Annotated in this window: 24 protein-coding genes and 3 pseudogenes; 14 read left to right on the top strand and 13 right to left on the bottom strand. The window is 63.3% G+C overall.

All coding sequences use genetic code 11. The annotated features are described in order from the left end of the window. The first annotated feature begins 13 nt into the window (after positions 1–13). On the top strand, positions 14–892 hold the full coding sequence (locus AAFF19_RS11280; RefSeq protein WP_182118847.1) for a hypothetical protein: 879 nt from the start codon (positions 14–16) through the stop codon (positions 890–892). Between the two features lie 44 nt (positions 893–936). Here the strand turns inward: AAFF19_RS11280 and AAFF19_RS11275 are convergent, their stop codons facing one another. Next, on the bottom strand, positions 937–2,202 hold the full coding sequence (locus AAFF19_RS11275; protein ID WP_342720204.1) for an IS256 family transposase: 1,266 nt from the start codon (positions 2,200–2,202) through the stop codon (positions 937–939). A gap of 66 nt (positions 2,203–2,268) precedes the next feature. Between AAFF19_RS11275 and AAFF19_RS11270 the strand changes: the two genes are divergently transcribed. Together AAFF19_RS11270 and AAFF19_RS11265 are read left to right on the top strand one after the other, a co-directional pair. Next, positions 2,269–2,682 (top strand): hypothetical protein, encoded by a 414-nt coding sequence (locus tag AAFF19_RS11270; RefSeq protein WP_182120299.1) that lies wholly within the window; start codon positions 2,269–2,271, stop codon positions 2,680–2,682. A 321-nt stretch (positions 2,683–3,003) separates the two neighbouring features. Next, positions 3,004–3,882: a hypothetical protein gene (locus tag AAFF19_RS11265; RefSeq protein WP_182120298.1), complete on the top strand. Its 879-nt coding sequence runs from the start codon at positions 3,004–3,006 to the stop codon at positions 3,880–3,882. Here the strand turns inward: AAFF19_RS11265 and AAFF19_RS11260 are convergent. The 3 genes and pseudogenes from AAFF19_RS11260 to AAFF19_RS11250 form a co-directional block, all read right to left on the bottom strand. Continuing rightward, on the bottom strand, positions 3,879–5,024 hold the full coding sequence (locus AAFF19_RS11260) for a hypothetical protein (protein ID WP_182120297.1): 1,146 nt from the start codon (positions 5,022–5,024) through the stop codon (positions 3,879–3,881). The two genes, AAFF19_RS11265 and AAFF19_RS11260, sit on opposite strands and share 4 nt — an antisense overlap. Further along, positions 5,024–5,905: pseudogene (locus AAFF19_RS11255) on the bottom strand (alkaline phosphatase family protein); the annotation flags it as partial. The pseudogene AAFF19_RS11255 and the gene AAFF19_RS11260, both read right to left, overlap by 1 nt. Further along, positions 5,901–6,104, bottom strand: a pseudogene (locus AAFF19_RS11250) (helix-turn-helix transcriptional regulator); the annotation flags it as partial. The pseudogenes AAFF19_RS11255 and AAFF19_RS11250, both read right to left, overlap by 5 nt. Positions 6,105–6,314: 210 nt before the next feature. On the opposite strand from AAFF19_RS11250, the gene AAFF19_RS11245 reads away from it, so the two are divergent. The 4 genes from AAFF19_RS11245 (at position 6,315) to AAFF19_RS11230 (ending at position 9,049) form a co-directional block, all read left to right on the top strand. Continuing rightward, positions 6,315–6,662, top strand: a complete 348-nt coding sequence (locus AAFF19_RS11245; RefSeq protein ID WP_182120307.1) for a DUF2958 domain-containing protein — start codon at positions 6,315–6,317, stop codon at positions 6,660–6,662. Positions 6,663–7,002: 340 nt separating this feature from the next. Next, positions 7,003–7,800, top strand: a complete 798-nt coding sequence (locus AAFF19_RS11240) for a DUF2285 domain-containing protein (protein ID WP_182120296.1) — start codon at positions 7,003–7,005, stop codon at positions 7,798–7,800. Positions 7,801–7,883: 83 nt separating this feature from the next. Further along, on the top strand, positions 7,884–8,165 hold the full coding sequence (locus AAFF19_RS11235) for a helix-turn-helix domain-containing protein (protein WP_182120295.1): 282 nt from the start codon (positions 7,884–7,886) through the stop codon (positions 8,163–8,165). A 26-nt stretch (positions 8,166–8,191) separates the two neighbouring features. Next, positions 8,192–9,049, top strand: coding sequence for a replication initiator protein A (locus AAFF19_RS11230; RefSeq protein WP_182120294.1), 858 nt, complete (start codon positions 8,192–8,194; stop codon positions 9,047–9,049). A gap of 141 nt (positions 9,050–9,190) precedes the next feature. Here AAFF19_RS11230 and AAFF19_RS11225 read toward each other — a convergent pair whose 3' ends face one another. Then, positions 9,191–9,340: a hypothetical protein gene (locus AAFF19_RS11225; protein WP_182120293.1), complete on the bottom strand. Its 150-nt coding sequence runs from the start codon at positions 9,338–9,340 to the stop codon at positions 9,191–9,193. Between AAFF19_RS11225 and parA the strand changes: the two genes are divergently transcribed. From parA to AAFF19_RS11195, 6 genes and pseudogenes are all read left to right on the top strand, one after another. Further along, on the top strand, positions 9,339–9,977 hold the full coding sequence (gene parA / locus AAFF19_RS11220; RefSeq protein WP_182120292.1) for a ParA family partition ATPase: 639 nt from the start codon (positions 9,339–9,341) through the stop codon (positions 9,975–9,977). The genes AAFF19_RS11225 and parA overlap by 2 nt on opposite strands. Then, positions 9,974–10,246, top strand: coding sequence for a chromosome partitioning protein ParB (locus AAFF19_RS11215; protein WP_182120291.1), 273 nt, complete (start codon positions 9,974–9,976; stop codon positions 10,244–10,246). Before parA ends, AAFF19_RS11215 begins: the two co-directional genes overlap by 4 nt. Further along, positions 10,243–10,788, top strand: a complete 546-nt coding sequence (locus AAFF19_RS11210) for a DUF2840 domain-containing protein (RefSeq protein ID WP_182120290.1) — start codon at positions 10,243–10,245, stop codon at positions 10,786–10,788. The genes AAFF19_RS11215 and AAFF19_RS11210 overlap by 4 nt, the downstream gene beginning before the upstream one ends. Next, positions 10,785–11,384, top strand: coding sequence for a S26 family signal peptidase (locus AAFF19_RS11205; RefSeq protein ID WP_182120289.1), 600 nt, complete (start codon positions 10,785–10,787; stop codon positions 11,382–11,384). Before AAFF19_RS11210 ends, AAFF19_RS11205 begins: the two co-directional genes overlap by 4 nt. Positions 11,385–11,832: 448 nt before the next feature. Next, positions 11,833–13,812 (top strand): relaxase/mobilization nuclease and DUF3363 domain-containing protein, encoded by a 1,980-nt coding sequence (locus AAFF19_RS11200; protein WP_182120288.1) that lies wholly within the window; start codon positions 11,833–11,835, stop codon positions 13,810–13,812. A gap of 358 nt (positions 13,813–14,170) precedes the next feature. After that, positions 14,171–14,488: pseudogene (locus AAFF19_RS11195) on the top strand (transposase); the annotation flags it as partial. Between the two features lie 369 nt (positions 14,489–14,857). Here the strand turns inward: AAFF19_RS11195 and AAFF19_RS11190 are convergent. The 8 genes from AAFF19_RS11190 to AAFF19_RS11155 all read right to left on the bottom strand — a co-directional run bounded on the left by AAFF19_RS11190 (position 14,858) and on the right by AAFF19_RS11155 (position 24,233). Next, complete coding sequence (locus AAFF19_RS11190) at positions 14,858–15,325, bottom strand: MaoC family dehydratase (RefSeq protein ID WP_182120287.1); 468 nt, start codon at positions 15,323–15,325, stop codon at positions 14,858–14,860. A 4-nt stretch (positions 15,326–15,329) separates the two neighbouring features. Next, the gene (locus AAFF19_RS11185) at positions 15,330–16,130 is read right to left on the bottom strand and encodes an enoyl-CoA hydratase/isomerase family protein (protein WP_182120286.1); all 801 of its coding nucleotides are present in this window, start codon (positions 16,128–16,130) and stop codon (positions 15,330–15,332) included. 10 nt (positions 16,131–16,140) lie between these two features. Then, complete coding sequence (locus tag AAFF19_RS11180; protein ID WP_182120285.1) at positions 16,141–17,682, bottom strand: 3-hydroxyacyl-CoA dehydrogenase; 1,542 nt, start codon at positions 17,680–17,682, stop codon at positions 16,141–16,143. Then, positions 17,679–18,473 carry an enoyl-CoA hydratase-related protein gene (locus AAFF19_RS11175; RefSeq protein WP_182120284.1) on the bottom strand — a complete coding sequence of 265 codons (795 nt, stop codon included), beginning with the start codon at positions 18,471–18,473 and terminating at the stop codon, positions 17,679–17,681. The genes AAFF19_RS11180 and AAFF19_RS11175 overlap by 4 nt, the downstream gene beginning before the upstream one ends. 141 nt (positions 18,474–18,614) lie before the next feature. Beyond that, positions 18,615–19,895, bottom strand: a complete 1,281-nt coding sequence (gene boxA / locus AAFF19_RS11170) for a benzoyl-CoA 2,3-epoxidase subunit BoxA (protein ID WP_182120283.1) — start codon at positions 19,893–19,895, stop codon at positions 18,615–18,617. Between the two features lie 123 nt (positions 19,896–20,018). Next, positions 20,019–21,446, bottom strand: a complete 1,428-nt coding sequence (boxB, locus tag AAFF19_RS11165; protein WP_182120282.1) for a benzoyl-CoA 2,3-epoxidase subunit BoxB — start codon at positions 21,444–21,446, stop codon at positions 20,019–20,021. A gap of 12 nt (positions 21,447–21,458) precedes the next feature. Beyond that, positions 21,459–23,126 (bottom strand): 2,3-epoxybenzoyl-CoA dihydrolase, encoded by a 1,668-nt coding sequence (gene boxC, locus AAFF19_RS11160; protein ID WP_182120281.1) that lies wholly within the window; start codon positions 23,124–23,126, stop codon positions 21,459–21,461. 243 nt (positions 23,127–23,369) lie between these two features. Continuing rightward, positions 23,370–24,233: a helix-turn-helix transcriptional regulator gene (locus tag AAFF19_RS11155; protein ID WP_246331006.1), complete on the bottom strand. Its 864-nt coding sequence runs from the start codon at positions 24,231–24,233 to the stop codon at positions 23,370–23,372. Between the two features lie 222 nt (positions 24,234–24,455). Between AAFF19_RS11155 and AAFF19_RS11150 the strand changes: the two genes are divergently transcribed. Beyond that, complete coding sequence (locus tag AAFF19_RS11150; RefSeq protein WP_182120279.1) at positions 24,456–24,926, top strand: DUF4863 family protein; 471 nt, start codon at positions 24,456–24,458, stop codon at positions 24,924–24,926. Positions 24,927–24,928 lie beyond the last annotated feature (2 nt).

Raw genomic sequence — 24,928 nt, 5'->3', positions numbered from 1 at the left:
AGGAGCTTGTCCATTGGCCGACAACCGCGCAGCCCGCCTGGCCAGAGAACTGGCGTTTCCACCAGATTTCTTCGACCCGCCCGACCCGCGCCCCGACTTCTGGCCGGACAACCCAGACCTGCGCCGGGCCGTCGACTGGTTCAAGAGCTTCATACCGCATCAGCAGTGGGTGCAGCGCCGAGAGCAGGCCGCACGCCGGCTGTACCTGAGCGCCATGGGGGTCGGCGACGAGGGTGGACGCTTTTTCGATGCCAAGGACAGCTTCGGCTGGTACCTGTTCCTTTCCGAATCCCTGCTGGATCACATCGGCAACTACGACTATGTCTTTGGCTCCCGTGTGGTGCCAGTTTTTCAAGCCATCGGACGCGATCTTGACCTGCTCCTGCAGGTCGAAGGCATCCAGACTCGCGTCCAGCGCATGGTCACCAAGGAGCGCGGCCAACCAAACGGAGGGCTGTTTGAATTGCTGGTCGCTGCCTGCTACAGGCGTGCGGGCGCGAGCGTTGCTTTCGTCGACGAACAGCCCGGCAGGGCCCAGACTCACGACATGGATGTCACGCTCCATGGTCGAAGCTGGGCGGTCGAGTGCAAGCGCATGGAAGTCGGAGAGTACGGCGAGAGCGAGCGGTTGCAGCTTGGAAGGCTTTGGTCGGCTTCTTCTGCGCATTTGGCGAGACTTGAACGAAGCACGCTGTGTCAGGCGGGCTTTTGCGTGAAACTAGCAAACGTGCCTGACGACTACCTGAAGGACAAAGTCCTCAGTTGGCTCGCCTCCGGACAGGATAGGCTTGCCTGGGACGACGCCATCGCGTCGGGCACCATCGGCACACTGGATCTGCGCCCGCTGCAGGCGGTGCTGTCGAAGGGGGCTTGTCCGAATTTTCGTGTGTGAGGCTCATTGAACCTTCACCGATTTTGTGAAGCTGGTTGAAGATCTTACGTGCTCGATTTCGTGAACCGGTCTTCGTAGAGGATCGCAAACTGGTTCATCGCTGATTTCCAGTTGTTGGCCGCCCGCCCCCAGTCCTCGGTGATGTTGCGCAGTACCAGCCAGATCAGCTTGGTGGCCGCGTCGTCGCTAGGGAAATGTCCTCTGGTCTTGATGATCTTGCGCAGCCGCGCATTCACGCTCTCAATTGCGTTGGTCGTGTAGATCACGCGCCGTACCTCGGGCGGGAAGGCAAAGAACGGGATGACCTTGTCCCAGGCCCTGCGCCAGGCGCTGGCGACAGTGGGGAACTTCTGCCCCCACGGCCCAGCCTCGAATGCGTGCAACTCGGCCTCGGCCGCTTCGGCGTTGACCGCTGTGTAGATCGGCTTGATGGCCGCGGCCAGCGCCTTGCGATCCTTCCATGACGCAAAGTCCAGGCTGCCCCGGATCAGGTGCACGATGCAGGTTTGCAGCGTGGTGGCCGGGAACACCGCTCCCAGCGCCTCTGGCATGCCTTTGAGGCCGTCGGTGACAGCGATCAGGATGTCGTTGACCCCGCGGGTCTTCAGATCGTTGAAGACCTTCATCCAGAACTTGGCCCCTTCTGTGTTCTCAATCCAGATGCCGAGGATGTCGCGGCTGCCGTCTGGCAGCACGCCCAGCGCCAGGTACACAGCCTTGGAGCGCACTACGGCGTCCTCGCGAATCTTGACCCTCAAGGCGTCGAAGAACACGACCGGGTACATCGACTCCAGCGGGCGTGTCTGCCAGGCCGTGACCTCGCTCATCACCTCGTCGGTGACGCGGCTGATGAGGTCGGGCGAGACGTCCACCGAGTACATCTCGGCCAGAAAGCCCTGGATCTCGCGCACCGTCATGCCGCGCGCGTACATGGCGATGATCTTGTCATCAAAGCCCGTGAAGCGCCGCTCGTGCTTGCCGATGAGCTGCGGCTCGAACGTGCCCTCGCGGTCGCGGGGAACGTCGATGCGTAAGGCCCCCACGTCGGTCAGCACGGTCTTGGCGCTCTTGCCGTTGCGGTGATTGGCCGCCGCCCCTTCGGGCTTGGCCTGACCGGGCGCGTAGCCCAGGTGATGGCTCATCTCGGCGCCCAGCGCCCGCTCAAGCACCGATTTCTTGAACTGCTGAAAGATACCCTCCAGCTCGGCCGGTGTCACCGGCCCGGGGATGAGTTGCTCGAGCAACTCGGCTGAGAATTGCGGCTGCGCCGCCTTGTCCGCTGATGCGGTGGTCTTCGTCTTGCGTGGCATTCATGCTCCTTGTTGACATGCTATGCCTCACACACAAAATTTCTGACAGGCTCGTCGAAGGACCGTGTGCTGGGCAGCAGTCACCGCATCCTCGAACTGTTGACGGGTCGCTACGTCCGCAACGCCCGTTACCGAACGCTGCTGCGAACCATGCCCGGGGAAAATCCGCGCTACGTCGATGCGTGCAACCTTGCCATCGTCCTGAACTGGGAAAGCCTGAGCGAGGGCGCTTTGGATAGCAAGGCGCGCGACATTCGCAAGAAGTTATCCGACGCGACCTCTCAACTGCCTGACGGTCGGCCGTGTGTCGTCCACATCGGCTTCGAGGCGGTCGAAGGAGACAGGGTCGAGCGCCTGCGCTACGACAAGATCCTCGCGACGGCGCGCCAGTTCGATCCAGGTGACAAACAGCTCGAATACATCTACTGCCACTATTTCGTACCAGAGAGCCCCCCGGACGAATGTTGGGCGTTCGATTGAGACCACGCAATGGTGCCCGGTCCACGCCACCCAGGAAAGACCCTTGGGGAAATGTTTCCTGGTGCTGCCATCGGGCGCCACCGATCGGGCCGGCCCGCACTGGCAGGATTAGGCCTTCCCACGGCGCGCACGTCTCGTGGCCAAAGCCCAATGCGCGTGCAATGCGATACACTTTGCAAGTGCGTTCGTCGACGCTAGCTGCTCACCATGGCCCACCCGGTTCGCCGGGACGACTTGAAGACCTTCGTCTGAGCTTCCCATGTTTCGCGGAGCGCGGCAGTGAGCACCGGGTACATCCGCGGCAACATGAAGGAATGCACCATGGAATTCATCTCCACAACGGCGACCGCCGCCGAAAAGCTCAAGCGCCTGGCCAAGACGCTTCGTAAAACCACGGGTACATCGCTTGCCGTCGCGCTGGATGCTGTCGCCAAGCAGCACGGCTACAAGCACTGGAAGCATGTGACCGTCTGTCTTGAACAGACAGCCGGCGCAAGTCGCAGCAAACCCCTTCCCGAATCGCTGAAGGATCTTCTGGATCGGGCTGCCGCGCGCAATCCCGCTTCAGCCGAATCACAGAAAGCTTTCGCCCAAGGGTTCGTCTTCGCCATGGATGTCAAGGATGCGGAAGAGCTTTCGTTGACCTCCGAGTACGCGGAATGCGACGATGGCTGGTACCTCGCGGCCAGAGATCTGTGGCGGGGGCTGGTCCACTACCGTGACGACGAAACTGGCACTACGCTCTTCGAGACACAGTCACCCGAAGACTTGGCCGGCACGGCACTGGACGACCTACAGAACTACCGGCTCTTCCGCTACTTCGGCGCGGCCGCTCCCACCTCCCTCGAGGAGGCCTACAAGCAGACCCGCCAGCTCTCGTTCTTCCCGCCCACCCATATCTGGCTCGGAGGAAGGTTCATCGACATCGGCGACGTTCCCGAAATCCGGGCGGACGACCAAGTGGTTCTCTCCACCACGCCGGGTTTCACCGTGCTGCCGTCAGACGACAAGCGCTCCCGCTACGAGAAGTTTGGTCATCTCCTGAATGCAGCGGAGAGGGCGCTGTTCGACAGGATGACGGTGCAGGAGCAGGACTCCCTGCTGTTCCAGCTGGGACAGCAGACACCGGTCGGTCAGGCTCGATACCAGCCCGTGCACAGTTCGGTGACGTCCACCTGGCGGGATGCTAAAAAAATCTAACTCTGCGGAGCGTCCTCTGCGGCGCCCTCACCCGGTCGATCGTCGAACCACCATTTATCGATGGCTTCACGGTCTTCCAGGTGTGAGGCCCAGCGGTCATCGAACAGCACATCGATGCTGAAGATCGGATGCGCGTCGTAGGCAACCTCATGGTCAAAGAAGCGCCCTTGCAGCGCGTCGCAATGGATGCAGCCGTTGGATAGGTAGGGCTGTCCTTCCGTTCGACTGTATCGCGGCTTGATCGGACCGATGCCGTGGAGCGCCAGGAGCGCGGCCGGCAAGGTCGACATCAACAGCGCGGCCCCCCTGCCCTCGTCATCGAAATCGTAGATCTTGGCCGTCACATCCGCGGCGCCTTGAAGCACCCGACTGGCGGCAAAACACAGATCGATGACGAGGCCTGTCGTCTTCTTGCACCGCCAGCAATCGGTGTACGCCGCGCAGACCTCCAGCGGCAAGGTGCGGCCGACTTGTGGCGCAAAGCGCAGTTTCCCACCCAATGCCCCTTCGAAAAACTTGCCCAGTTCGATGTGCTGACGCCAGTAGTTCGGACCATCACTGTTCTTGCTAGTAGCAAAGGCCGAATGGTAGTAAGGCCCCGGCAGTGACACAACGCATATGTTGGCGTTGACATCATGGTCGAGCCTGAATGCCGGAGCTGCCTTCTCGACGGGAATGCTCTGCTGCCGCATGAGCCACAGCGTGCGGATCCCTGCTGCCTGGGACAGGGCTTGGTAGCGAGTCACCTCATCCAGCGGCAAGCGCGCCCATTGGACCTTGAACGCCACCGGCTTCTCGCCCTCCCGGCTTGCCAGTACATCGACCGCCCACCTGTCCTCTTCACTCAATGTCCCAGCCGCCTCGACCGAAATACTCCAACCCGCCCGGCGCACAGCTTTGGCGATAATCTCCCTTGCCAGCATGACCTCTGCGGAGTCCGTACCAGCTGGACAGCTCCCTTTCTTTGCATGCGCGAAATACTGTGTGCCGAGCTTCTTTTTCCTGAGAGTCACGTCAGCGCTGCAGCACGTCATCTTCAAAACACGATCCTTGCGGTTTCGAGCCCGAAGGTCTTCCCAGCCCTCAGCATCGAAATCGATGGAGAGAAGTTCCTGACCGCTTGAAGTGCATTTGAACGACATTAAAGATGCGCGGGTTGCACCGCCTGCAGATGGTTCGAGAAGCCATTTTCGGCTTCGCACCGCCAGGTCGCCCACAACTTGCAGTCGTGCCCATCCGTGCCCAGGTCGAGTTCAAGTGCGAGCCAGTTCCGAGCCGGCATGACGTAACGGTTGTGTCCCGGGAAAAGCATCATCTCCACGACGTGCTGGACATCGATCACCTGGGGCTTGCTCGCCGTGCTGTTGAGCAAATACAAGAAGAGCCGCTCCGCGACGCCCATCAAGGATGGATGCACGACGGCGGACGATGTGAACTGCTGGATGTGCGCCCAAGTCGCAGTCGGCGGGATATCGCGGCGGTAGGCGCTGCCCCAGGCCGCCACGTGGACGTCACCCGACACGATCGATACCCGTAGCAGCTTGTCTTCGGCCGTCCGGGCCAGCGTTTCCAACAGGCGCTTGCGTTCGCCCTCGTGGTCGTCGTTTGCCCAATGGTCTTTGAGGTCGTCCGCACTGCTGTCCAACACGTGGTCTTGACCGAACGTATCCATCAGGCCTTCCGCAAGGCTCAGTTTCGGGTGCACGACCGGCACCGACGAAAGGAATAGCAGATGCTGGCACCCGATGTTCGGTGCGGAGCTTCCTTTTCCAGGCAATGCCGACAGCCATTTCTGAAGCTTGTCCCAAGTGGCCATGCCCAAGATTTGGGTCCGGGAGCGCTCCGTCCGCAAGTCGGCCGCGATGATCGCGACAGGGCCGACCTGGTGTGCGAAGGTGAACCCAGGCTGACCGTCCATCAAGGGAAGCGCCAGCGGATCTTTGGTCTGGAGCGCCCGCCAGGAGATAGGCGCGAACTGCGGATCTTTGCGCGACAGGTTTGGTCGGGCTCTTGCCTGTGTAGGCCAGCGCCAGCAGCGTGACGGGATGCACCTGCATGACCTCGCACAGCTCGGCCAGCTTGTTGATCGTCGGGCTTTTGAGGTCGCGCTCCAACGAACTCATGTACGTGCGGCTGGACACGTCGGAAAATGCTTCTTGGCTCAGTCCACGCACCTTGCGGACTGTTTTCAATGCTGTTGCCAACGAGTGCTTTGCCGTCACCTCAGGTTTCTCCCCAAAACCTAAGATGACATTCGATTGCGCCCTATAGGACTACAATCTATAGGGCTCATTTTTGCTTTTACGGAAATCAGTAAATCCGCTTATGTGTCTTCCGACAGAACCACATTCGTGTCTTTCCTGGCTACCACCGATGCGGTTCTGCGCCTTCACGCTTTGGCGGATTCGTGCATCGAAGAAGGGATCGTCACCATGAACCCACTAACCACCGAGGACGAGCGCGTGCTACTGCTGGCCAACGGCCAGGCCCGCGCTGCCGGTCAGGACGTTGATCCGCTGCCGGTCGTGCGGCTGTTCACGCCGGATGCCCACGCGACGTGGCTACTGGCTTCGCTCGATCCGGCGGACCGGGACACCGCCCATGGCTTGGTCGACTTGGGGCTGGGCATGCCCGAGCTGGGCCATATCAAGCTGTCCGATCTGGCCTCCATCGTCGGCCCGAACAAGCTGCCGGTGATGCGGGATCGGTATTTCCAGGCGGTGCGGCCCTTGTCGGAGTACCTGCGGCTGGCGCAGGAGAACGGCTCCATCGTCGATTGAACCGTTCATGCCCCGGCCAAGCCGGGCGCATTGAGACTATTTCCGTCTGGCTCAAGACCTGTCGGGTCTCAATCCGCATTGTTGCAGCGCACTGGGGTGACTCTGGCGAAAACGGTCACGATGACCGGCGCGGCTTGCGGCACGGTGGATATTGCAGGGCGCGGCTATTTCCATTGCGCCATCGTCGCATTCAGACGCTTTGCGCAAAGTACCGGATTCAAATCGTCTTGACACGAAAGTTACGACCTATCCAAGTTTTTCACGTTTGGATGCTGATGCGGTAGCCCTTGTGCGTTGATGTCTGCGGTGGTGTTCCTGCAATTTCACAGGAGCTTGCGTCATGGCGGATCGAAGCACCGAGCCGTGGTATCCCACGGCGGCATATCTCTACGTGCTGCATCTTGATGGCCCCGCGCTGGCCTGGGAGTACCTGCGCCGCAATCCCGATTACCGGCTCGACTGGCTGCGCCGTCATCGCCGGCCGCAGGCGGCGGCACAGCCAGTGGCGCATCGCTGGGGCTTGCACCTGCTGGAAGACCCGGCGCTGGATGCGCGTGACGCGCATCCAGCCTGGTTCCCCGACCACGATGACGTGCTCCAGCTCTATCCGGACGCTGATCCGCCAATGGACGCCATCGTCTTCGCGTTCTGGAGTCTGCCCGGCAGCAAGTGCCTGATCCATGATGGCAAGCGCCTGATGCTGGTGCTGCGCCGGCCGGGCTACAGCCTGCGGCTGGCTATCGCGCCTGGCCTGGCCGATGGCATGGCCTTCGCCTATGCCATCCGCGCCTGCGCGCAGTTGCAGGGTCTGACCGCCATGCTGCAAAAGCTCGCGACCACCGCTGATGCCTCGCCTACGGCGGCGGCATCGGTGCGGCCATCGCTGTCGGCGCTGCAGGAACTGCACACCTTGCAGGCGCTGGACGCCACCCTGGCGGGCGCGTCCTTGCGCGTGATCGCCGAAGGACTGTTTGGCGAGGACGCGGCGGCCGACTGGTACAGCGACGGCGGCCTGCGCTCCAAGGTGCGCCGCCTGGTACGGCGCGGCGATGCGTTGATGCGCGGCGGCTATCGCCGCCTAGCACAACTGCCGCTGCTTGAGAAGGGTCGTTTTGAAGGGGACGCAAAACGACCCTGAGCAAGGGAGCTTCGTTTTCTGAGACTGCCTCCATCCGGTTGCACTGTGTGGCCGGAGCTTTGACACCGATGGAGGTTCACACCATGCGTCCTGCTCCCTTGCGGCCTGCCGCCGCTCCCGCGACTACTCCCGCGCAGCCCCAGCGCTATCTGACCAACGACGAAGCTGCAGACTATTTGCGCCTGTCGCCGCGCACGCTGGAGAAGCAGCGCGTGATCGGTGGTGGGCCAAAGTTCCGAAAATTCGGGCGGCGCGTCATGTACGCCGTGGCCGATCTCGATGCCTGGGCTGCAGAGCGCAGCTTCGAGAGCACGTCCGATCCCGAGTACGCCGAGCAACACTCGGCGGACAGCCGTGCGCGCTGATCACTGGCGCGCGGGTGTCCTTCGCCATGTCCAGCCCATCGCTGCCACCACGGCAGCGACCGTCGCAGGAGCGCGAACAACTCGACCTGTTCCGCGCCCTGCCGGGCGACATGGCGCCGCGCGACAGCCAGGACTTGATGGCCTTTCCTTTCTTCTCGCTGGCGAAGTCGCGGCGCGTTGCGCCGATCAACTTCCGCACCAGCGGCGTGACAATCCGCGTGGAGGGCACGGCCGAGCACGGCATCGCCACTATCTGGGATGCGGACCTGCTGATCTGGGCCGCCAGCCAGATCGTAGAAGCGCGCGATGCGGGCGTGCGTCCGTCACGGCTGATGCAGGCCACGCCCTACGAGATCCTGCGCTTCATCGGGCGTGGTACGTCGCTGCGCGATTACCAGCGCCTCAAAGCGGCCTTGGATCGCTTGCAGTCCACCACGGTGGCCACCTCCATCCGGGAGACCACGGGAAGGCGGCTGCACCGCTTCTCGTGGATCAACGAGTGGAAGGAGCTGGCCGATGCTCGCGGCACGCCGCTGGGTATCGAGCTGATCCTGCCGGACTGGTTCTTTGCGGGCGTGTTGGATGCGGCACTGGTACTGACCATCGACCCGGCGTATTTTCGGCTGACGGGTGGCATCGAGCGCTGGCTGTACCGGCTCGTGCGCAAGCACGGCGGCAGGCAGCCAGGCGGCTGGCAGTTCGATTTCCAGCACCTTTACCGCAAATCGGGCAGCGTGGCACGTTACTACGACTTCGCCGCCGACCTGCGGGCACTGGTGGCGCGGCAAGCCTTACCGGGCTACCAGTTGGGCATCGAGCATGTCTCGGGTCTTTCCTCGCCGCTGCTGACGTTCCGGCCCGTGCCGCCAACGGCACGGGGATAAACGGTGCGTGGCCTGTGGATGGGCTCGTGCTATCAGGCAACACAGGTATCGTGCTATCAGGCAACAAATCCTCGTGCTATCAGGCAACAAAATCGGCCGCAAAGCCAATGCTGGCGCGGGTTTCGGCCTCCCTTAACTTACCTAACTTAAATTCTCTAACTTGTAGTAGCAGCGCGCCGCTTCGGTGGACAACCGCCAAAAGGCAGAAGGCGCAGCAAGCCAAAAGCCCAAATCAACCCCGTCTTGCAAGGCAAGCGCTGGCCAGCTTTCCAGCTTGGAGAGCAGCGCCATGATCATTGCCTTGCTCAACCAGAAAGGCGGCGTGGGCAAGACCACGCTCGCCACCCATATTGCCGGCGAACTGGCAATGCGCGGGCAATCGGTCATCCTGCTGGATGCCGATCCGCAAGGCTCCGCGCTGGACTGGACGCAGCGCAGAAGCCAGCAAGGCTTGCCAAGGCTGTTCAGCGCTGTCGGCCTGGCCCGCGAAACCCTGCATCAGGAAGCGCCAGAACTCGCCAGGCGGGCCGATCACGTCGTCATCGATGGGCCACCCAGGATCGCCGCCTTGGCGCGCTCCGCGCTGCTGACGGCCGAGCGCGTGCTGATTCCGGTGCAGCCCAGCCCCTACGACCTGTGGGCCAGCGCCGAGATGGTGGCGCTGATCCGAGAGGCGCAGGTGTTCCGGCCTGCGTTGCGCGCGGCCTTCGTCATCAACCGGCGCGTCAGCACCACGGTGATCGGACGCGAAGCACGCGGCGCGCTGGCCGAGCAGCCACTTCCTGCGCTGCGCTCGGAAGTGCGCCAGCGCATCGTCTTCGCCGACAGCGTGGCCGCTGGCCGATTCGCACGCGAGACGGCGCCGGACAGCGCCGCCGCACGCGAAATCACCGCGCTGGTGGACGAACTGCTGCGGTGGCCGTCATGACGGCGAAGCCTGCACCCAACAGCACACGCTCTGGCAAGCGCGTCGGCATCGGCGCGCGCCCGCCTGCGAATCCGCACGCCGAGGCGTGGATTCGCCAGGGCGACGCCGATGCGCTGAACAAAGGCGATCTCTACACCGCCCGCCTGACCCTCGACATCACGCCCGCCATGCGCTCGCGCATCAAGGTATCGGCCTTCACGCAGGGCGTGACGGTGGCCGACCTCTTGCGCGCACTGTTGGAGCGGGAATTCCCGGAGAACATGCCATGAACGCATCTGCTTTGCCTGCTGCTACCGCAGCCACGGCGGTACCGTCGCCGACACTTTCTGCGCTCACGGGCCGGCCGGCCTCAACGCCGCTGACGCGCGTTTCGCTGGCCTTCCTTGAGCATCGTTTCAAGCTCTACCTGCGCTTTGGCGAGTCGGCGCGCACGCTGCGGCTCGACCGCTGGCGCAGCGTAGCCATCTTCCTGCCGAACGCCATGTTCTGCCGCATCCGCTGGCAGTCCAACGACTACGGCACGATTCGTTGGCAGCTCATGGTGATGCAGGCTTGCACGCCATTGGATGCGGCGCAGCGCATCCCCGGCGTGCAGCCCGGCGCGCGCCTGCTGATGCACGCCGAGGGCGAGAACCAAGTCCGCGCCGTGCTGGAACGCATCGACGGCATCGAGGCGCTGGGCATCGCGCCCGCCGCCGTGTCGCCCGCGTACTGGCGCACGCTGGGCAACCGGCTCGCGGCGCGCTTGCCACTGCCCGGCTACAGCGCCGAGCGGCACGCCGCCTGGCTGGCCGGGTGGGCGCTGCCATGACGACTCATTCCACCGCCTTACATTCCGCTGAAGCCGCGCAGCATCCTCGCTCGCGCCTGCGCGCTCGCATCGTGCTGGCTGCGCTGTCCGCCTGCGGCCTCGCTGCGCTCGCCTGGGCGTCCTTCGTATCACCGCTGCCGCGTCTGATCTACAACCCGTCCGACAGTGTGGCGGTCGGCTGGTATCGCGTCGATTCGCTCGACCATCGCTCCGGCTCGCTGCCACGTTCGTTGTCCGTGGGCAGCATCGTGCTGGTTCCGCTGCCGGCCGAGGCCGCCACTCTGGCTGCGCAGCGCGGCTACCTGCCGATGCGCGTTCCGCTGCTCAAGCGCGTGGGCGCGGCCGCGCCGCAGGAGGTGTGCCTCGCTGGCGGTAGCGTCCGCATCGACGGCGTGCCTTCGGCCGCCGTGCTGCGTGCCGACCGCCTGGGTCGGCCGCTGCCATCCTGGCGCCAATGCCGGCGGCTTCGCCCCGGTGAACTGTTCCTGCTCAGCGTGACCAACCCGGCCTCGTTCGACAGCCGCTATTTCGGGCCGGTCAGTGCGTCCGCCGTGATCGGTGTTGCGCGTCCGGTCTGGCTGGAGTCTCGCCCATGATGGCCGCCGATTCACTGCACGCAGACGTGCATTGCATCGTGCCATCAGGCGTGTCCATCCGGTGGCTGCTGCCGTATCGTCGCGCGTGCAGTGCAAATGCGTTCGCATTGCATTTCGCGCTGCCTCCGGCGCAGCCGCCCACCGTGCAGGAGTCTTGCCTAGAACGCGCCCGGCCTGCGGCCCTGGCCGCGTTCGCCGGTGGGCTGGCTGCCAGCAGCGCAGCGCCACCGGGCCGCCGCTGCCGGGAGCGCAAGCGGGAGGCAAAGGCGGAAGGCAAGACAAAAGGGGGCGGCACCTGCCTGCCCGCAAAGCCAGTCTGCACGTGGGGGTTGGGCGGCACGGCGCGGCTTCGCCGCCGTGCCGCCGGGGGCGCGAGGCCCGCGCCAATACAGGCATGTCCGCGTGCTTCGCACGACAGGACACGCCACGACTTTCCAGGGAGACAGCAATGAGCAACCGCCGCGACGATGATTTCCGCATCCGTCCAAACCCTCCAAAGGCCCCGAAGAACCGCGGCCAGGGTTTCGTGTTCAAGGTGCTCAAGCAGGTCGGCAAGACCAGCGGCGGCAAGTCCTCGGTGCGCCGCCCGGCGTCGGCTGGCGGCACCGGAAAGCGCCCCGGCTCGCGCCTGGGGCGCGGCCACACGGCGGCGCGCTTCGCGGGGGAGAAGCTCACGCCGCTGTCCCGGCGCGTGACCATCAAGACCCTGTTGGTCAACCAGCGCCAGGCCAGTCCGCAGTCGCTTGCCAAGCACCTGCGCTACATCGAGCGCGATGGCGTGGGCCGCGATGGAGAGCCGGGCCGGGCCTACGGGCCGCAAACCGACGAAGCCGATCTGGATGCGTTCAAGGAATGCTGCGCCGATGACCGGCACCATTTCCGGTTCATCGTCTCGTCCGAGGATGGGGTCGAGCTGGATGATCTTCAGACGTACACGCGTCACCTGATGAACCGCATGGAAGCTGACCTGGGAACGCGGCTGGAGTGGGTGGCGGTGGATCACTGGAACACCGACAACCCGCACACCCACCTCATCGTGCGCGGGCACGACGACACGGGCAAAGACCTCATCATCGCGGGCGACTACATCGCCGACGGCTTCCGGCACCGGGCCGCCGAGCTGGCGACTGAATGGCTGGGGCCGCGCACCGAACTGGAGATCCAGCAGACCTTGCAGCGCGAGGTGGAGCAGGAGCGCTGGACGAGCCTGGATCGCACGCTGCAACGCGAGACTGGCGACGATGGCCGTATGCGGGTCGGACGCTTCAACGAATCGAAGCTACAACGTCAGCGCCTGCTGCTGATCGGCCGCCTGCAACGCTTGCAGCGCCTGGGCCTGGCCGATGAAACTCAGCCCGGCACCTGGGCCATCCATGCCGACGCCGAGAAGACCTTGCGCGCCCTGGGCGAGCGCGGCGACATCATCCGCACCATGCAGCGGGCGATGAGCTGGCAGCAGCGTGAGTTGGCGGTGTTCGAGCCGGGGGACGATGGCCGCTCCATCATCGGCCGCGTGGCCGCCAAGGGGCTGGCCGACGAACTGCGTGATCGGGGCTATCTGGTCATTGACGGCGTGGACGGCAAGGCGCATTACGTCGCGCTCAACGCCCGCGACGGGCTGGCGAACTGCCCCACCGGGGCGGTGGTGGAGGTGCGCGGTTCCGCCGAAGTACGGGCCGCTGACCGCAACATCGCCGCGCTGGCGAGCGACGGCCTGTACCGCGCCGACCATCATTTGGCGATAGCTCAAGGCCAAACCAAGGCTGGCCGCGATCCGCAGGAAGTCGTGGCCGCCCACGTTCGACGGCTCGAAGCCCTACGTCGAGCCGGCATCGTGGAGCGCGTGGACGAAGGGCTATGGAAGGTGCCGGACGACCTGCCTGAGCGTGGTCGTCAGTACGACGAGAAGCGCCTCGGCGGTGTGGCGGTGGAACTGAAATCGCACTTTCCAATCGAGCGGCAGGCGCGCGTGATCGGCGCCACCTGGCTGGACCAGCAGTTGATCGGCGGTGGTAAGGGGCTGGGCGACCTGGGCTTTGGCAGCGAGGCCAAGGAGGCACTACAGAAACGCGCTGAATTCCTGAGCGAACTGGGGCTGGCTGAGCGGCGCGGCAAGCGCGTGATCCTGGCGCGCAATCTGCTGTCGACGCTGCGCGATCAGGAGTTGGCAAAGGCCGCGCAGGACATCGCGACGGAAACCGGCCTGGAGCATCGGCCAACCGCCGACGGGCAGCGCGTGACCGGCATCTACCGACGCCGCGTGACGCTTGCCAGCGGGCGGTTCGCCATGCTCGATGACGGACTGGGATTCAGTCTGGTGCCGTGGAAGCCCGTGATTGATCAGCGGCTGGGACAGCAGCTCGCCGCGACCGTGCACGGGAGCACGCTATCCTGGGAAACTGGGCGCAAACAAGGTCAGTCCATCTGAGAGTTTGCGAACTTTTCGATTTCACTACCGAACCTCCATGAAGCCTCGAAATCGACCTCATAGAACGGTTGTAGAGCGACTATTTCTGTCCGACCAACGGGGCGAGCACCATTGAAAAGCTTGTTCAAACGCCTCGTTTCAAAATTCACTAACTCAGATCCGACATGAAGCCCGAGCACTCGTTGGCCCGTTCTCCGGGTGGGGAGGTCCACGCCGTGGAGCGTGCGCACTACCCAGTTTCGGTTGAATTTGGAAGGGGAATTGTTAAGGCAATGCGGAAAAGTCCCCGCTGCACCTGCAGCCTGGGTAAATTACAGAACCATGAGGCAGCAGACCCTTGCGATGGCCACCGACGCGCTCCACCAAGAACGCAGGCAAGGCCAGAGACCCCGAAATGCATCAGACCCGAAAGGGCCAGCAGTGGTATTTCGGCATGAAGCTGCACATCGGTGTGGACAGCCAAACGGGGCTGACCCAAAGCGCGGCGGTTACGGCGGCCAACGTGCATGACAAACACCCACTGCCCGATTTGCTGCACGGCAACGAGCAGCGCGTCTATGGCGACCCGGTCTATGCCCGCCAGAAAGCACTGATAGCGAGCAAAGCACCCAGGGCCAAGGTCCGCTACAGCCGGCCGCAGAAGAACGCCACACCCGCATTCACCACCTTGGCATAGCCTCTAGCGTTTGCTGGTCAATTGTTGGAAGCTATCAATTTGATAAATCCTGGAGCTCTCATTATCACACCCGCTCCAGCACCACGGCGGGGTCCGGCCCCACGCCGATGCACAGCGCATATTTGCTTGCCTATTAAGGCGTGGCGTGTGGTGCTCATGCGTTTCTCCTCGCTCATCGGCGGGTGAATAAGACGGTGACCTGAGGAAGCGGACGCCGGGCCCCGGCCCAGGATGTCTGCACCCGCGATGGTGCACACGGAGCCACGGCCAGGACAACCCGCAAATCGTAGCCGTATGTGCGCTGCTTTGCGGATCGGGAATGCTTTGCAGCTGTCGCAGCAGGTTCACAAAACAGCGCATGGAGGCAAATCAAGTGCTGCAATGCCGCTCCATTGGGGACGTGACTGCTAGCTTGAACAGGCTCGTGGCCTCCAGGTCCAGCACCTGCCGCCCCCCTTGGTTGAAGAGCTGCCAGCGCCATTCCATGATGCCCAGTTCCTTGCGGGTTTCCGAGCGCCGGACGGCAATGACGTGCGCCTCCAAGCGCAGTTCGTCGCCCGGCCGCACCGGGTGGGGCCAGCGCACGTACTTCAGACCCGGTGACGCAAAAGACTCCGAGCCTTGCAGCGCCGCCTCGACCACCAGGCGCATGGCGATGGCGCAGGTATGCCATCCGCTGGCGATCAGACCGCCGAAGCTGCCGCCCTGCGCCACCTGCGCATCCATGTGGAACCACTGCGGGTCGTACGCAGCGGCAAAAGCCACCGATTCCGCTGGCGTCACCCGGTAGCGGCCGCCGTGGATCACCTGTCCGGGGTGGAAGTCTGCGAACTTCATGGCTTCAGGTACCGAAACGGGGGGGCCTGCGCTCTTCAAAGGCCGCAAGGCCTTCACGCGCATCACTGCCCGCGAAGTCAATCATCTCCAGCGCGAGCGAATGCTCAAACGCCGGCCAGGCCGCGCGCAGCCAGTGGTTCAGCGAGCGTTTGGTGTGCGCCAGCGCCGCGGGGCTGCCGGCGGCCAGTTCCTTGGCGATGCGCCGCGCCGTGTGCTGAAGTTCGGCCTCGGGCACGGCCAAGCTGACCAGACCGATGCGTTCGGCCTCTGCGCCCGTCAGGGGCGCGCAGGTCAGGAGGTGGTACTTGGCCTTGGCCATGCCGCAAAGCAGCGGCCAAATCACCGCCGCATGGTCGCCCGCCGCCACTCCGATCTTGGTGTGACCATCGATGATCTTGGCGGTATGCGACGCAACCGACACGTCCGCCAGCAAGGCCACCGCGGCGCCAGCGCCCACCGCAGCGCCGCTGATGGCAGAGACGATGGGCAGGTCACAGTCCACCATTGACTGAACCAGCAACCGTGCTTCACGCATCACGCGCGCGCGGTGCTGCGCGGAATCGAGCATCTGCCGCACCAGCTCGGCATGCCCACCAGCGCAAAATCCCTTGCCCTCGCTGCGCACCAGAATGCTGCGCACGCCGGGCTCGGCAGCCAGGCGAGGCCAGATCACCGCGATGGCCCCATGCCCAGTAACGCTCGTCGTCGGCATGACGCCCGGCTCGCCCAGGATGACCTCGGCCACCCCGTCATCGCACAGTTCGACGCGGAAATCGTTGGTATCTACCGGAATCGTCTTTGGCATCAGTTCTCCTTCAATTTAATACCCAAGCGCGCTGACGCAGCCCCGGGCTGGCGCGGTAGCGTTCGCCGCGGTAGTGCGCATCTAGGTGGTCGAGCACGGCCACTACCGCGTCCGCACCCCAACCGTCCAGCCAGTGGAACGGGCCACTGGGATAGTTCGCGCCTAACTGCATGGCCGTATCCGCGCCATCTTCGGTGCATACGCCCTGCACCACGGCGTCGCAGGCTTCATTGATCAGCATAGCGATGGTTCGCGCTACCACCAGGCCGGCAACGTCGCCGAACAGCACCGGTTCCCAGCCCGCAAACTGCAGCATCGCCTGTACCTCGGCACGCCATGCTTGCGTGGCGGCGGGGGCGGCGGCCCAGGCTAAGGCATCGCCGTTCGCGCTTTCGTTTGCGCCAACCACAGCGAGATCACAGATCGAGAGGTTGGGCACCTGGCTCTCGAATGCCAACTGCCCTGCTGTGCGCCCGTCCGTCACACGCAACTGCCCATGGGGGGTTTCGATACCTGCCCAGCCACTGTCGGGCCGGCGCTCCACGCGCGCCACCGTGGCCGCGAGCCGCGCTGCCATGTGCTCGACGAGGCCGCCCCGACCATGTAGGACAATTCCTCCCTCAGGCGGAACCCAGGCAGCCACCCCATCGTGCTGAACAGGCGATGCGACGATGCGCTGGTCCGCGTCATACCGGTAGAAGCCCTCGCCAGACTTGCGTCCCAGCAGGCCGCCATCTACCAGCTCCTGCTGCACCAGGCTCGGGCCGAAGCGCCGGTCGGAGTAGTTTGCTGCGAACACACTACGCGTCACCGCGAGGTTGGTGTCGTGCCCGATGAGGTCCATCAGTTCGCATGGCCCCATGCGAAAACCTGCCGCCCGCAGGCAGCGGTCGATGTCGGCCGGGCAGGAGGCGCGCTGGGTGAGCACGTTCAGCGCCTCGGCATAAAACGGCCGGGCGATGCGGTTGACGATGAAGCCCGGCGTAGAGCGCGCATGTACCGGCGTCTTGCCCCAGCGCGAACCTAGCCGTTCCACTGCGGCGGCCACCTGCGCATCGGTCTTGAGCCCGCTAACAATTTCCACCAACCGCATCGCAGGCACCGGGTTGAAGAAGTGCATACCCACCAGCCGTTCGGGCCGCTGCATGCCGTTGGCCAGCGTGGTGATCGAGATCGATGAGGTGTTGGACGCCAGAATGCAATCGCCAGGCACGAGGGCCTCCAGGCTGGCCAGCAGGTTGCGCTTGATGGCGGCGTCCTCGACGATGGCCTCGATCACGATGCGGCAGCTGCGAGCCTGCGCCAGGTCCTGCGCGGGCCGGATGCGGTCCAGCGTCTGCTGCACCTGAACATCGGCCATGCGCCCGCGCTCGACCAGCTTCGTCAACTGCTGGCGCAGCTTGCGTAGCGCGTCTTCGGCCGCGCCTTCGCGCTTGTCGAACAGGAGCACCGTGTCGCCCGCCTGCGCGGCAATCTGGGCGATGCCCGCTCCCATCAGGCCGGCGCCGATTACGCAGACCTCGGCACCCACGGAGATGTCGAATGGATTCATGGCACTGCCTTCCCGATCCAGGCAGGCGGACGCTTGTTCAGGAATGCGTCGAATCCTTCCTTGGCCTCATCGGTCATGCGCACGCGCGCGATGGTCTGCGCAGTCAACTCGCGCATGTCCCCGCTCACCGGCCCCACGTGGAGTTGGGCATACAGTGCCTTCACCTCGGCAAGCGCCGTGGGACCGTTTTGTACCAGGCTGCTGATGATCCCGCGAGCGACAGCATCCACCGCTTCGCGTGAGCAAACCTGGTGCACCAGCCCAAGGGATTTTGCCTCGTGCGCATCGAAGCGAGTGGCTGTCAACGCCAGTTGCAAGGCCGCTCGCTTGCCCACGGCGTTGATGAGGTAGGGCCCGATGACCGACGGAAGAATCCCGAACTTCACCTCGCTGACCGCAAAGCGCGTCTCTTCGGACACGACGGCGAAGTCGCAGGCCGCCACCAGCCCTACGCCGCCGCCCAGAGCCAGACCGTGGACACAAGCCACTGTGGGCTTGGAACATTGGGCGACCGCCGCGAGCATGTCCGCGAAACGCCGCGCGTCCCCCAGGTTTTCCTCGCGCGAGGCGACGCTCGCGCGCTGCATCCACTGTAGATCGGCCCCCGCCGAAAAAGCTTTGCCCTGCCCCTTGAGCAGGACAACACGCACCTGGGCATCGCCGGAAAGCGTGGTGAATGTCTCCCCCAGTTCCTGAATCATTCGTTCGTTGAATGCGTTGAACACATCCGGCCGCGCCATCTCGACAGTGGCGATGCCGTCGGCATCCACTACCACGTTCAATGTAGTCATTTGTCAATCATCCGTTGCGTTGTGCGCTGCCCGTGTATCCACCGTTGCACCACACAGCCAAAAAAAGCTGCGCAGCAAGCAAGCCAGCGGAAGCCGTGGAATCGGCTTTGCCGGGCCACCTACGTCACAGGGAGTTGCTGGTCAATACGTCTCAAGATGCAGGCGGCCTTCAGCCTTCATGGCGCTGCCGATTGCGTCCCAATCGAGGCCCGCTTCCGCCGCGATATCGCGCAGCGTCAGCACGACGCCTTCTTCCATGCTCTTGAGCCCGCAGACGTAGAAGTGGCTCAGTCCGTCTCTGAGCAGCGCCGCCAGGTCCGCGGATCGCTCGAGCATCAGGTCTTGCACGTAGCGCTTGGGTTTCCCGGGAACTCGCGAGAACGCCAAATTGATGTCGATGAAATCCTTGGGCAGCTTTTGCAGCGGCCCGAAGTAAGGCAGTTCCTGCTGTGTGCGGGCACCGAAGAACAGCATCAGCTTGCCACTCTCGAACTTTCCGCTACTGCGCAAGCGACGGCGCCATTCGGTCATCGCACGCATCGGGGCACTGCCGGTGCCTGTGCAGATCATCACGATGTGTGACCGGGGATGGTTGGGCATCAGGAAGCTGCTACCGAATGGGCCCACCACCTTGATCTTTTCACCGACCTTGAGGTCGCAGATGTAGTTGGACGCAATCCCGCGAACCGGCTGCCCCTGGTGATCGACGGTGACCCGCTTCACTGTCAAGGACAAGTTGTTGTAACCCACACGCTCACCACTGCGCGCGCTGGCGATTGAGTACTGGCGCGGCTGGTGCGCACGGCCCAATGCGTCCTCACCCGGCGGGATGATGCCGATGGACTGGCCCTCCAGCACCGGGAACGGCAGCGTCCCGAAATCCAGAACGACATGGTGGGTCTCACTGTCGAAGCCTTCCTCGGTGCAGTTGAAGTTCCCCACCACCGTTGCCAGCATCGGGCTCTTGGGCGAGTAGAGGTTGGTGTAGGCATGTGCCGCCGACCAGGGCGGAATGTGCGCGCCATACAGAGCGGAGCGGAAGACCTCCCCGCCGGGCGAAACCGCCGCAAGCGGCGACGGCGATGCGGCAACAGTAGCTAGGGAGGCGTCCTCCTGCGTCACACCACATTCCTCCAGTTGCTCGGGTGTCAACTCGAGCGGCAGTTCGTCCCAAGTCAACTGCTCCGCGATGGAGTACGCGCGCGCCGTGGGCACGATGCGCCAGTTGTCGATCGAGCCCGTCGGGCAGGGGGAGATGCAGTCCAAGCATCCATTGCAAACGTCTGCCTTGATCACGTAGTTGCGGTCATCGTGAGTGATCGCGCCGACTGGGCAGGTGGCTTCGCAGGTGTTGCAGCGGATGCAGATTTCCGGGTCGATCAGGTGCTGCTTTAGTGTCGCGACAGCTTCGGCGGTTTCCATGGTTTCTTCCTTCTTCTCGTTCACCGGGTGCACCGTTGCCTAGGGGCACACCCGGCTCCCACGTCGATCGCTTGCGGCGGATGGCGCAGAGGGTGCCGCAAACGGTTAGTCTCCGTGAGGCTATCAGCCAAAGCGCACGTATTCGTAGTTGACAGGCTGGCGGTTGATACCCATGACAGGCGGCGCGATCCAGTTGGCGAACTTGCCGGGCTCGACCACGCGACCCATCAGCGATGCGACGAACGCACGGTCGTCGTCCGAAGGCAACCACTCGTTCTTGCGAGCGTGCCATTCGTTCTCGCTGACCACGCGACCGTCCGGCGCCAGGCGGATGCCTGCCAGCGCACCAATGGCCCGGTTGAAAGCCTTGTGCGGCACCTGAAGCCGAAAGGGAACGCCCGCCTTTTCTATCACCTTGTTCCAGCGGCCTACACCCGCGACGGAATCCTTGATGTAATCGTCGCGTAGCACCTCGTTAAGCGCATTGAGCATGGGCACTTCCTTCTCGACGAGCTGGCCGTTCACCACTTCCAGCACCTTGTAGGTCTGGCCCTTGAGCTGGTGGTCGTCGGTGCGCTTTCCCTCTTCATACCGGCCCTTGAGACCAGAACTGTAGAAAGTAGCGGCGTTGCTTGACTGGTCGGCGCCAAACAGGTCGATGGTCACGGAGTAGTGGAAGTTCAGGTAACGCTGGACCGTATCCAGGTCGATGGCACCTGCCGCGCGCACCTTCTGTGGATCGTCTGTTTTCAGCTCGTTCATGACCTGGCAAGTGCGTTGCACCACGCGCGAGACGCCACTTTCGCCCACAAACATGTGGTGCGCTTCCTCGGTCAGCATGAACTTGGTGGTGCGCGCCAGCGGGTCGAACGCGCTTTCGGCCAATGCTGCAAGCTGGAACTTGCCATCGCGGTCGGTGAAGTAGGTGAACATGAAGAACGAGAGCCAGTCGGGGGTCTTCTCGTTGAAAGCGCCCAGGATGCGCGGGTTGTTCGCATCGCCGCTTTGGCGTTCCAGCAGTGCGTCGGCTTCCTCACGGCCGTCGCGGCCGAAGTGCTTGTGCAGCAGGTAGACCATGGCCCACAAGTGGCGGCCTTCCTCCACGTTCACCTGAAAGAGGTTGCGCAGGTCATACATGCTTGGGGCCGTGAGGCCCAGGTGGCGCTGCTGCTCGACCGAGGCAGGTTCTGTGTCGCCCTGGGTCACGATGATGCGGCGCAGGTTGGCGCGGTGTTCGCCGGGCACGTCTGTCCAAGCCTTTTCGCCCTTGTGATCACCAAAATGGATCTGGCGCTCGGCGTCCCCAGGGTTCAGAAAGATGCCCCAGCGGTAGTCGCGCATCTTCACGTGGCCGAACTGTGCCCACCCCGCCGGATCGACGCTGACTGCGGTGCGCAGGTACACATCGTAGTTAGTCGAGCCCTCGGGGCCCACGTCGTCCCACCAGTTGATGAAGCTGGGCTGCCAGCCTTCCAGGGCGCGCTGCAGAGTCCGGTCCTCGGACAGGTTGACGTTGTTCGGAATCTTTTCGCTGTAGTTGATGCTGCTCATGACGTGGTCTCCTTACACCCGGTTCAGATCGAATTGCGACTTCTCGCCCTTGCCATACACCTTCAATGCGCCCTTGTCGCCCACGGCATTGGGGCGCTGAAAGATCCAGTTCTGCCATGCCGACAGTCGACCAAAAACGCGGGTAGCCATGTTCTCCTTGCTGGCAAAGCGCAGGTTGGCCTCCAGACCTGTGAGCGCGTCGGGCGACATGGCCGCGCGCTCCTCAATGGCGATGCGGATCTCGTCGTCCCAGTCGATGTCGTCTGGCGCGGCTGTGACCAGGCCCAGGCGCAGCGCCTCGTCGGCGTCCAGCGGACGAAGAGAGGCTGCGCGCACGGTCTCCAGCGGCGCGACTTCTTCATAGAAGCGGCGTTGCAGGCGACTTTGGTCAGTGACCATGGGCAGCAAACCGAAATTGAACTCGTCCAGCACGATGCGGGGCGCGCGTGCTGCGTCGTCCGGTAGCGCCAGCATATAGGTTCGATCAGCGGCGAAAGCCAGCTCGGCGAGCATGCCCACGAAGCAGGAGTCGGGCTCGATCAGGGCGAACAGGGTGCGTGAGGAAACGTCTAGCCGGGCAAACGCGCGGCGCAGCAGACCCAGGGTCGAGCGCACCAGCCAGTGCGCGCGGTGCTCCAGCAGCAACTGGTCAGCGCGCAGCACCGCGCCTGCGTCGCCTTCCGTTTTCAGCAGCCAGGTACCGATGTCTAGTTCGTTGGTGCGCAGGTTCAGGATGGCGTCATCTAGCTGGCGGCCCATGGCCAGCGGCCACCAGTCGGCGCCGGCAGCTTCGATGGCCGCAATATCGGTCGGCTGCACGCCTTGGGGCGCCTTAATGATCAGCGTGGCCGTGCGGCGTGTTCGGTCGATCTGCACGCTGACGTGTTCATATACCAAGCTGTCGGGGCCGTCCTGCCGTTCTACCCGGGGCAGTGCGATGCCACTTGCGGCGGTGGTGCGGCCGCCCGATGCGCCGAGCTTGGCGGCGCAGTTTTTCACGGCCTCGGGGAAATCCGCCGGCTTGGCGATGTCATCGACCAGACGCCAGTCCACAGCACGCTGGCCCCGCACGCCTTCCACGCTGGTGCAGAAGATGTCTGCCAGGTCGTGGCGCACCTTGCGCTTGTCGGTGACACGCGTGAGGCCACCCGTGCCAGGCAGCACGCCCAGCAGCGGCACTTCGGGCAGCGACACACTTGAGGAGCGGTCATCGATCAGGAGAATCTCGTCGCAGGCCAATGCCAGTTCATACCCGCCACCAGCGCATGCGCCGTTGACAGCAGCAAGGAACTTGATGCCCTCATATTTGGAGCTGTCCTCGATGCCATTGCGTGTCTCATTGGTGAACTTGCAGAAGTTCACTTTCCAGGCGTGGCTGGACAAGCCGAGCATGAAGATGTTGGCTCCCGAGCAGAAGATGCGGTCTTTTCCGCTCGTGACCACCACAGACTGCACCTGAGGGTGTTCGAACCGGATCCGATTAAGCGCATCGTGCAGCTCGATGTCCACGCCGAGGTCGTAGCTGTTGAGCTTAAGTTTGTACCCGGGGCGCAGGCCGCCTTCCTCAGTAATGTCGAGCGCGAGAGTGGCGACGGGGCCATCAACACTCAACTTCCAATGGAGGTACTGACTGGGGTCGGTACGGTAATCAACTCGTGGGGATGAAGGGGTTTCAGCCATGCTGTCTCCGAAACAGGGGTTGTGCAAAATAATGCATCTTCTAAAGATGTGAATGAAGTATCGTGCATTAAATTGCATAGGTCAACTAGCAGTGGCATAAAAGTGCACCTCAGTGCAGTGTCTGGAAGCCACGCACGAACCGTGCATCGAGTCGCAGAACTAGAAAGTTTTTATCGTTTTGGCTTCCCGCGCTTGCTAGGCAAGGGACTTTAGCTATCAATACAGCAGTTCCTGCCACCCTCTTTATCCGGCCAGCACGGGCACTACAGCCGCACAGAGTGCGTCGAACGCCTTTTGCTCCGTCTTCCCGCCCGTGTCCACGCGCAGATCCGCCTTGGAATAGAAGGCTGCACGTCCGTCAAGGATGCGGCGCAGATCCTCCATGGCCTCTTGGCTGGCGGCCATGGGGCGCAGGTCGCCCTGCGCAGCCACCCGGCTCATGTGCTCTTCGGGGGATGCCTGCAGCCACACCGTGGTGCAGTGCGCCAGCAATTCGTTGAAGGTGGCGGGGTCGGAGACGATGCCGCCCGGCGTGGCGATCACGACTTCGCTGTAGATCTGTACGGCTTCCTCCAGCGCGCGCCGTTCATAGCGACGGTAAGCATTCGTGCCATACAGGTCATGGATCTCGCGCACGCTGCAACCGGCCAAGGTCTCGATCTCACGGCTGAGTTCAATGAACGGGAGTTCCAGGTGGTCGGCCAACATGCGCCCCAACGTCGATTTGCCAGCGCCCCGCAGACCCACGAGAGCAATGCGCTGCCCCCTCGCCGCGTCCACCACTGCGTTCCCCAGCAACTCCCCGATGGCAGCGCGCACCTTGCGCAGATCAGCCTCAGAGCGGTTTTCCAGTAGCTCGCGGATCAACAGCCATTCGGGCGAACTGGTCGAGACGTCACCTACCAACTCAGCCAGCGAGCATTGGAGCGCGCACGCCACATGGTGCAGCACCACGATTGAAGCATTTCCAATACCGTATTCCAGATTGGCCAGATGCCGCTCAGACACGTCGGCGGCCTCTGCAAGTGCCTTGCGCGTGAGGCCGCGGCGCGCCCGAAGGCTGCGCACGCGCTCGCCCAACGCAGCAAGAAGTGCGTCGCGCTGCATTTGGGCATCAAGCGTATTGGTCAACGAAATCTCCAACCGAAGCCCGTCTCTTTTGTTCATCTCAATGGACCTTTCGAGATCTTGCACGTTAACAGCCTAGGGTAAACACCACGTATGCATTATATTGCTTGACAAGCATCCTACACCCTTCTATCGTTCCCCACCGAGCACAATAGTGCATGTCAATGCGGTACGCAAGCACTTGCATCAACGAGGAACCACATGAGCAAACAAACATTTCACCAGCAACTTGTCGTCCTGACTGCTCAAATTTCGGGGCGCCCTCTCGACGCGGCGCTGGATCAATGGCTCAACACCCAGCACGGGCCACACAGCCAAAGCTATGGAGGGCTCAAAGCGGCCTGCGTGGAAGGCGTGCGTGATGGCTGGCTGTGCGACCGCGAAGGAGGGGGGATCCGTTATGGGCGCGTTTTCAAAGCAGATGACAGCCTGCACCGTTTTTCAGTCGATGTAGTTGACATGCGGGACATCGCAGGACCGCACCACGTGCATCCGGGCGGCGAAATTGATCTGATCATGCCCTTGGATGACGGCTCAGCAACTTTCGACGGGCGGCCAGCCGGCTGGTGCGTCTTTCCGCCCGGCAGCGCGCACCAGCCTACCGTCGCGAACGGCCGCGCATTGGTTCTCTACCTGCTGCCCGAAGGGCAGATTCAATTTTCGAAAAGCTGACC

The sequence above is a fragment of the Acidovorax sp. FHTAMBA genome, assembly GCF_038958875.1.
Taxonomy (GTDB): domain Bacteria; phylum Pseudomonadota; class Gammaproteobacteria; order Burkholderiales; family Burkholderiaceae_C; genus Acidovorax.
The sequence above is the reverse complement of the archived record's forward strand: the minus strand, read 5'-3'. Positions and strand labels throughout refer to the sequence as shown.

Bases quoted from the DNA above. Each gene is read 5' to 3' on its own strand.
- boxC (WP_182120281.1), bottom strand. From the start codon at position 23,126: ATGGCTGAAACCCCTTCATCCCCACGAGTTGATTACCGTACCGACCCC.
- AAFF19_RS11185 (WP_182120286.1), bottom strand. From the start codon at position 16,130: ATGCCAAAGACGATTCCGGTAGATACCAACGATTTCCGCGTCGAACTG.
- AAFF19_RS11150 (WP_182120279.1), top strand. From the start codon at position 24,456: ATGAGCAAACAAACATTTCACCAGCAACTTGTCGTCCTGACTGCTCAA.
- AAFF19_RS11205 (WP_182120289.1), top strand. From the start codon at position 10,785: ATGACGACTCATTCCACCGCCTTACATTCCGCTGAAGCCGCGCAGCAT.
- boxB (WP_182120282.1), bottom strand. From the start codon at position 21,446: ATGAGCAGCATCAACTACAGCGAAAAGATTCCGAACAACGTCAACCTG.
- AAFF19_RS11180 (WP_182120285.1), bottom strand. From the start codon at position 17,682: ATGAATCCATTCGACATCTCCGTGGGTGCCGAGGTCTGCGTAATCGGC.
- AAFF19_RS11210 (WP_182120290.1), top strand. From the start codon at position 10,243: ATGAACGCATCTGCTTTGCCTGCTGCTACCGCAGCCACGGCGGTACCG.
- boxA (WP_182120283.1), bottom strand. From the start codon at position 19,895: ATGGAAACCGCCGAAGCTGTCGCGACACTAAAGCAGCACCTGATCGAC.
- AAFF19_RS11230 (WP_182120294.1), top strand. From the start codon at position 8,192: ATGTCCAGCCCATCGCTGCCACCACGGCAGCGACCGTCGCAGGAGCGC.
- AAFF19_RS11190 (WP_182120287.1), bottom strand. From the start codon at position 15,325: ATGAAGTTCGCAGACTTCCACCCCGGACAGGTGATCCACGGCGGCCGC.
- AAFF19_RS11175 (WP_182120284.1), bottom strand. From the start codon at position 18,473: ATGACTACATTGAACGTGGTAGTGGATGCCGACGGCATCGCCACTGTC.
- AAFF19_RS11265 (WP_182120298.1), top strand. From the start codon at position 3,004: ATGGAATTCATCTCCACAACGGCGACCGCCGCCGAAAAGCTCAAGCGC.
- AAFF19_RS11235 (WP_182120295.1), top strand. From the start codon at position 7,884: ATGCGTCCTGCTCCCTTGCGGCCTGCCGCCGCTCCCGCGACTACTCCC.
- AAFF19_RS11215 (WP_182120291.1), top strand. From the start codon at position 9,974: ATGACGGCGAAGCCTGCACCCAACAGCACACGCTCTGGCAAGCGCGTC.
- AAFF19_RS11240 (WP_182120296.1), top strand. From the start codon at position 7,003: ATGGCGGATCGAAGCACCGAGCCGTGGTATCCCACGGCGGCATATCTC.
- AAFF19_RS11200 (WP_182120288.1), top strand. From the start codon at position 11,833: ATGAGCAACCGCCGCGACGATGATTTCCGCATCCGTCCAAACCCTCCA.
- parA (WP_182120292.1), top strand. From the start codon at position 9,339: ATGATCATTGCCTTGCTCAACCAGAAAGGCGGCGTGGGCAAGACCACG.
- AAFF19_RS11155 (WP_246331006.1), bottom strand. From the start codon at position 24,233: ATGCAGCGCGACGCACTTCTTGCTGCGTTGGGCGAGCGCGTGCGCAGC.
- AAFF19_RS11275 (WP_342720204.1), bottom strand. From the start codon at position 2,202: ATGCCACGCAAGACGAAGACCACCGCATCAGCGGACAAGGCGGCGCAG.
- AAFF19_RS11245 (WP_182120307.1), top strand. From the start codon at position 6,315: ATGAACCCACTAACCACCGAGGACGAGCGCGTGCTACTGCTGGCCAAC.
- AAFF19_RS11260 (WP_182120297.1), bottom strand. From the start codon at position 5,024: ATGTCGTTCAAATGCACTTCAAGCGGTCAGGAACTTCTCTCCATCGAT.
- AAFF19_RS11225 (WP_182120293.1), bottom strand. From the start codon at position 9,340: ATGGCGCTGCTCTCCAAGCTGGAAAGCTGGCCAGCGCTTGCCTTGCAA.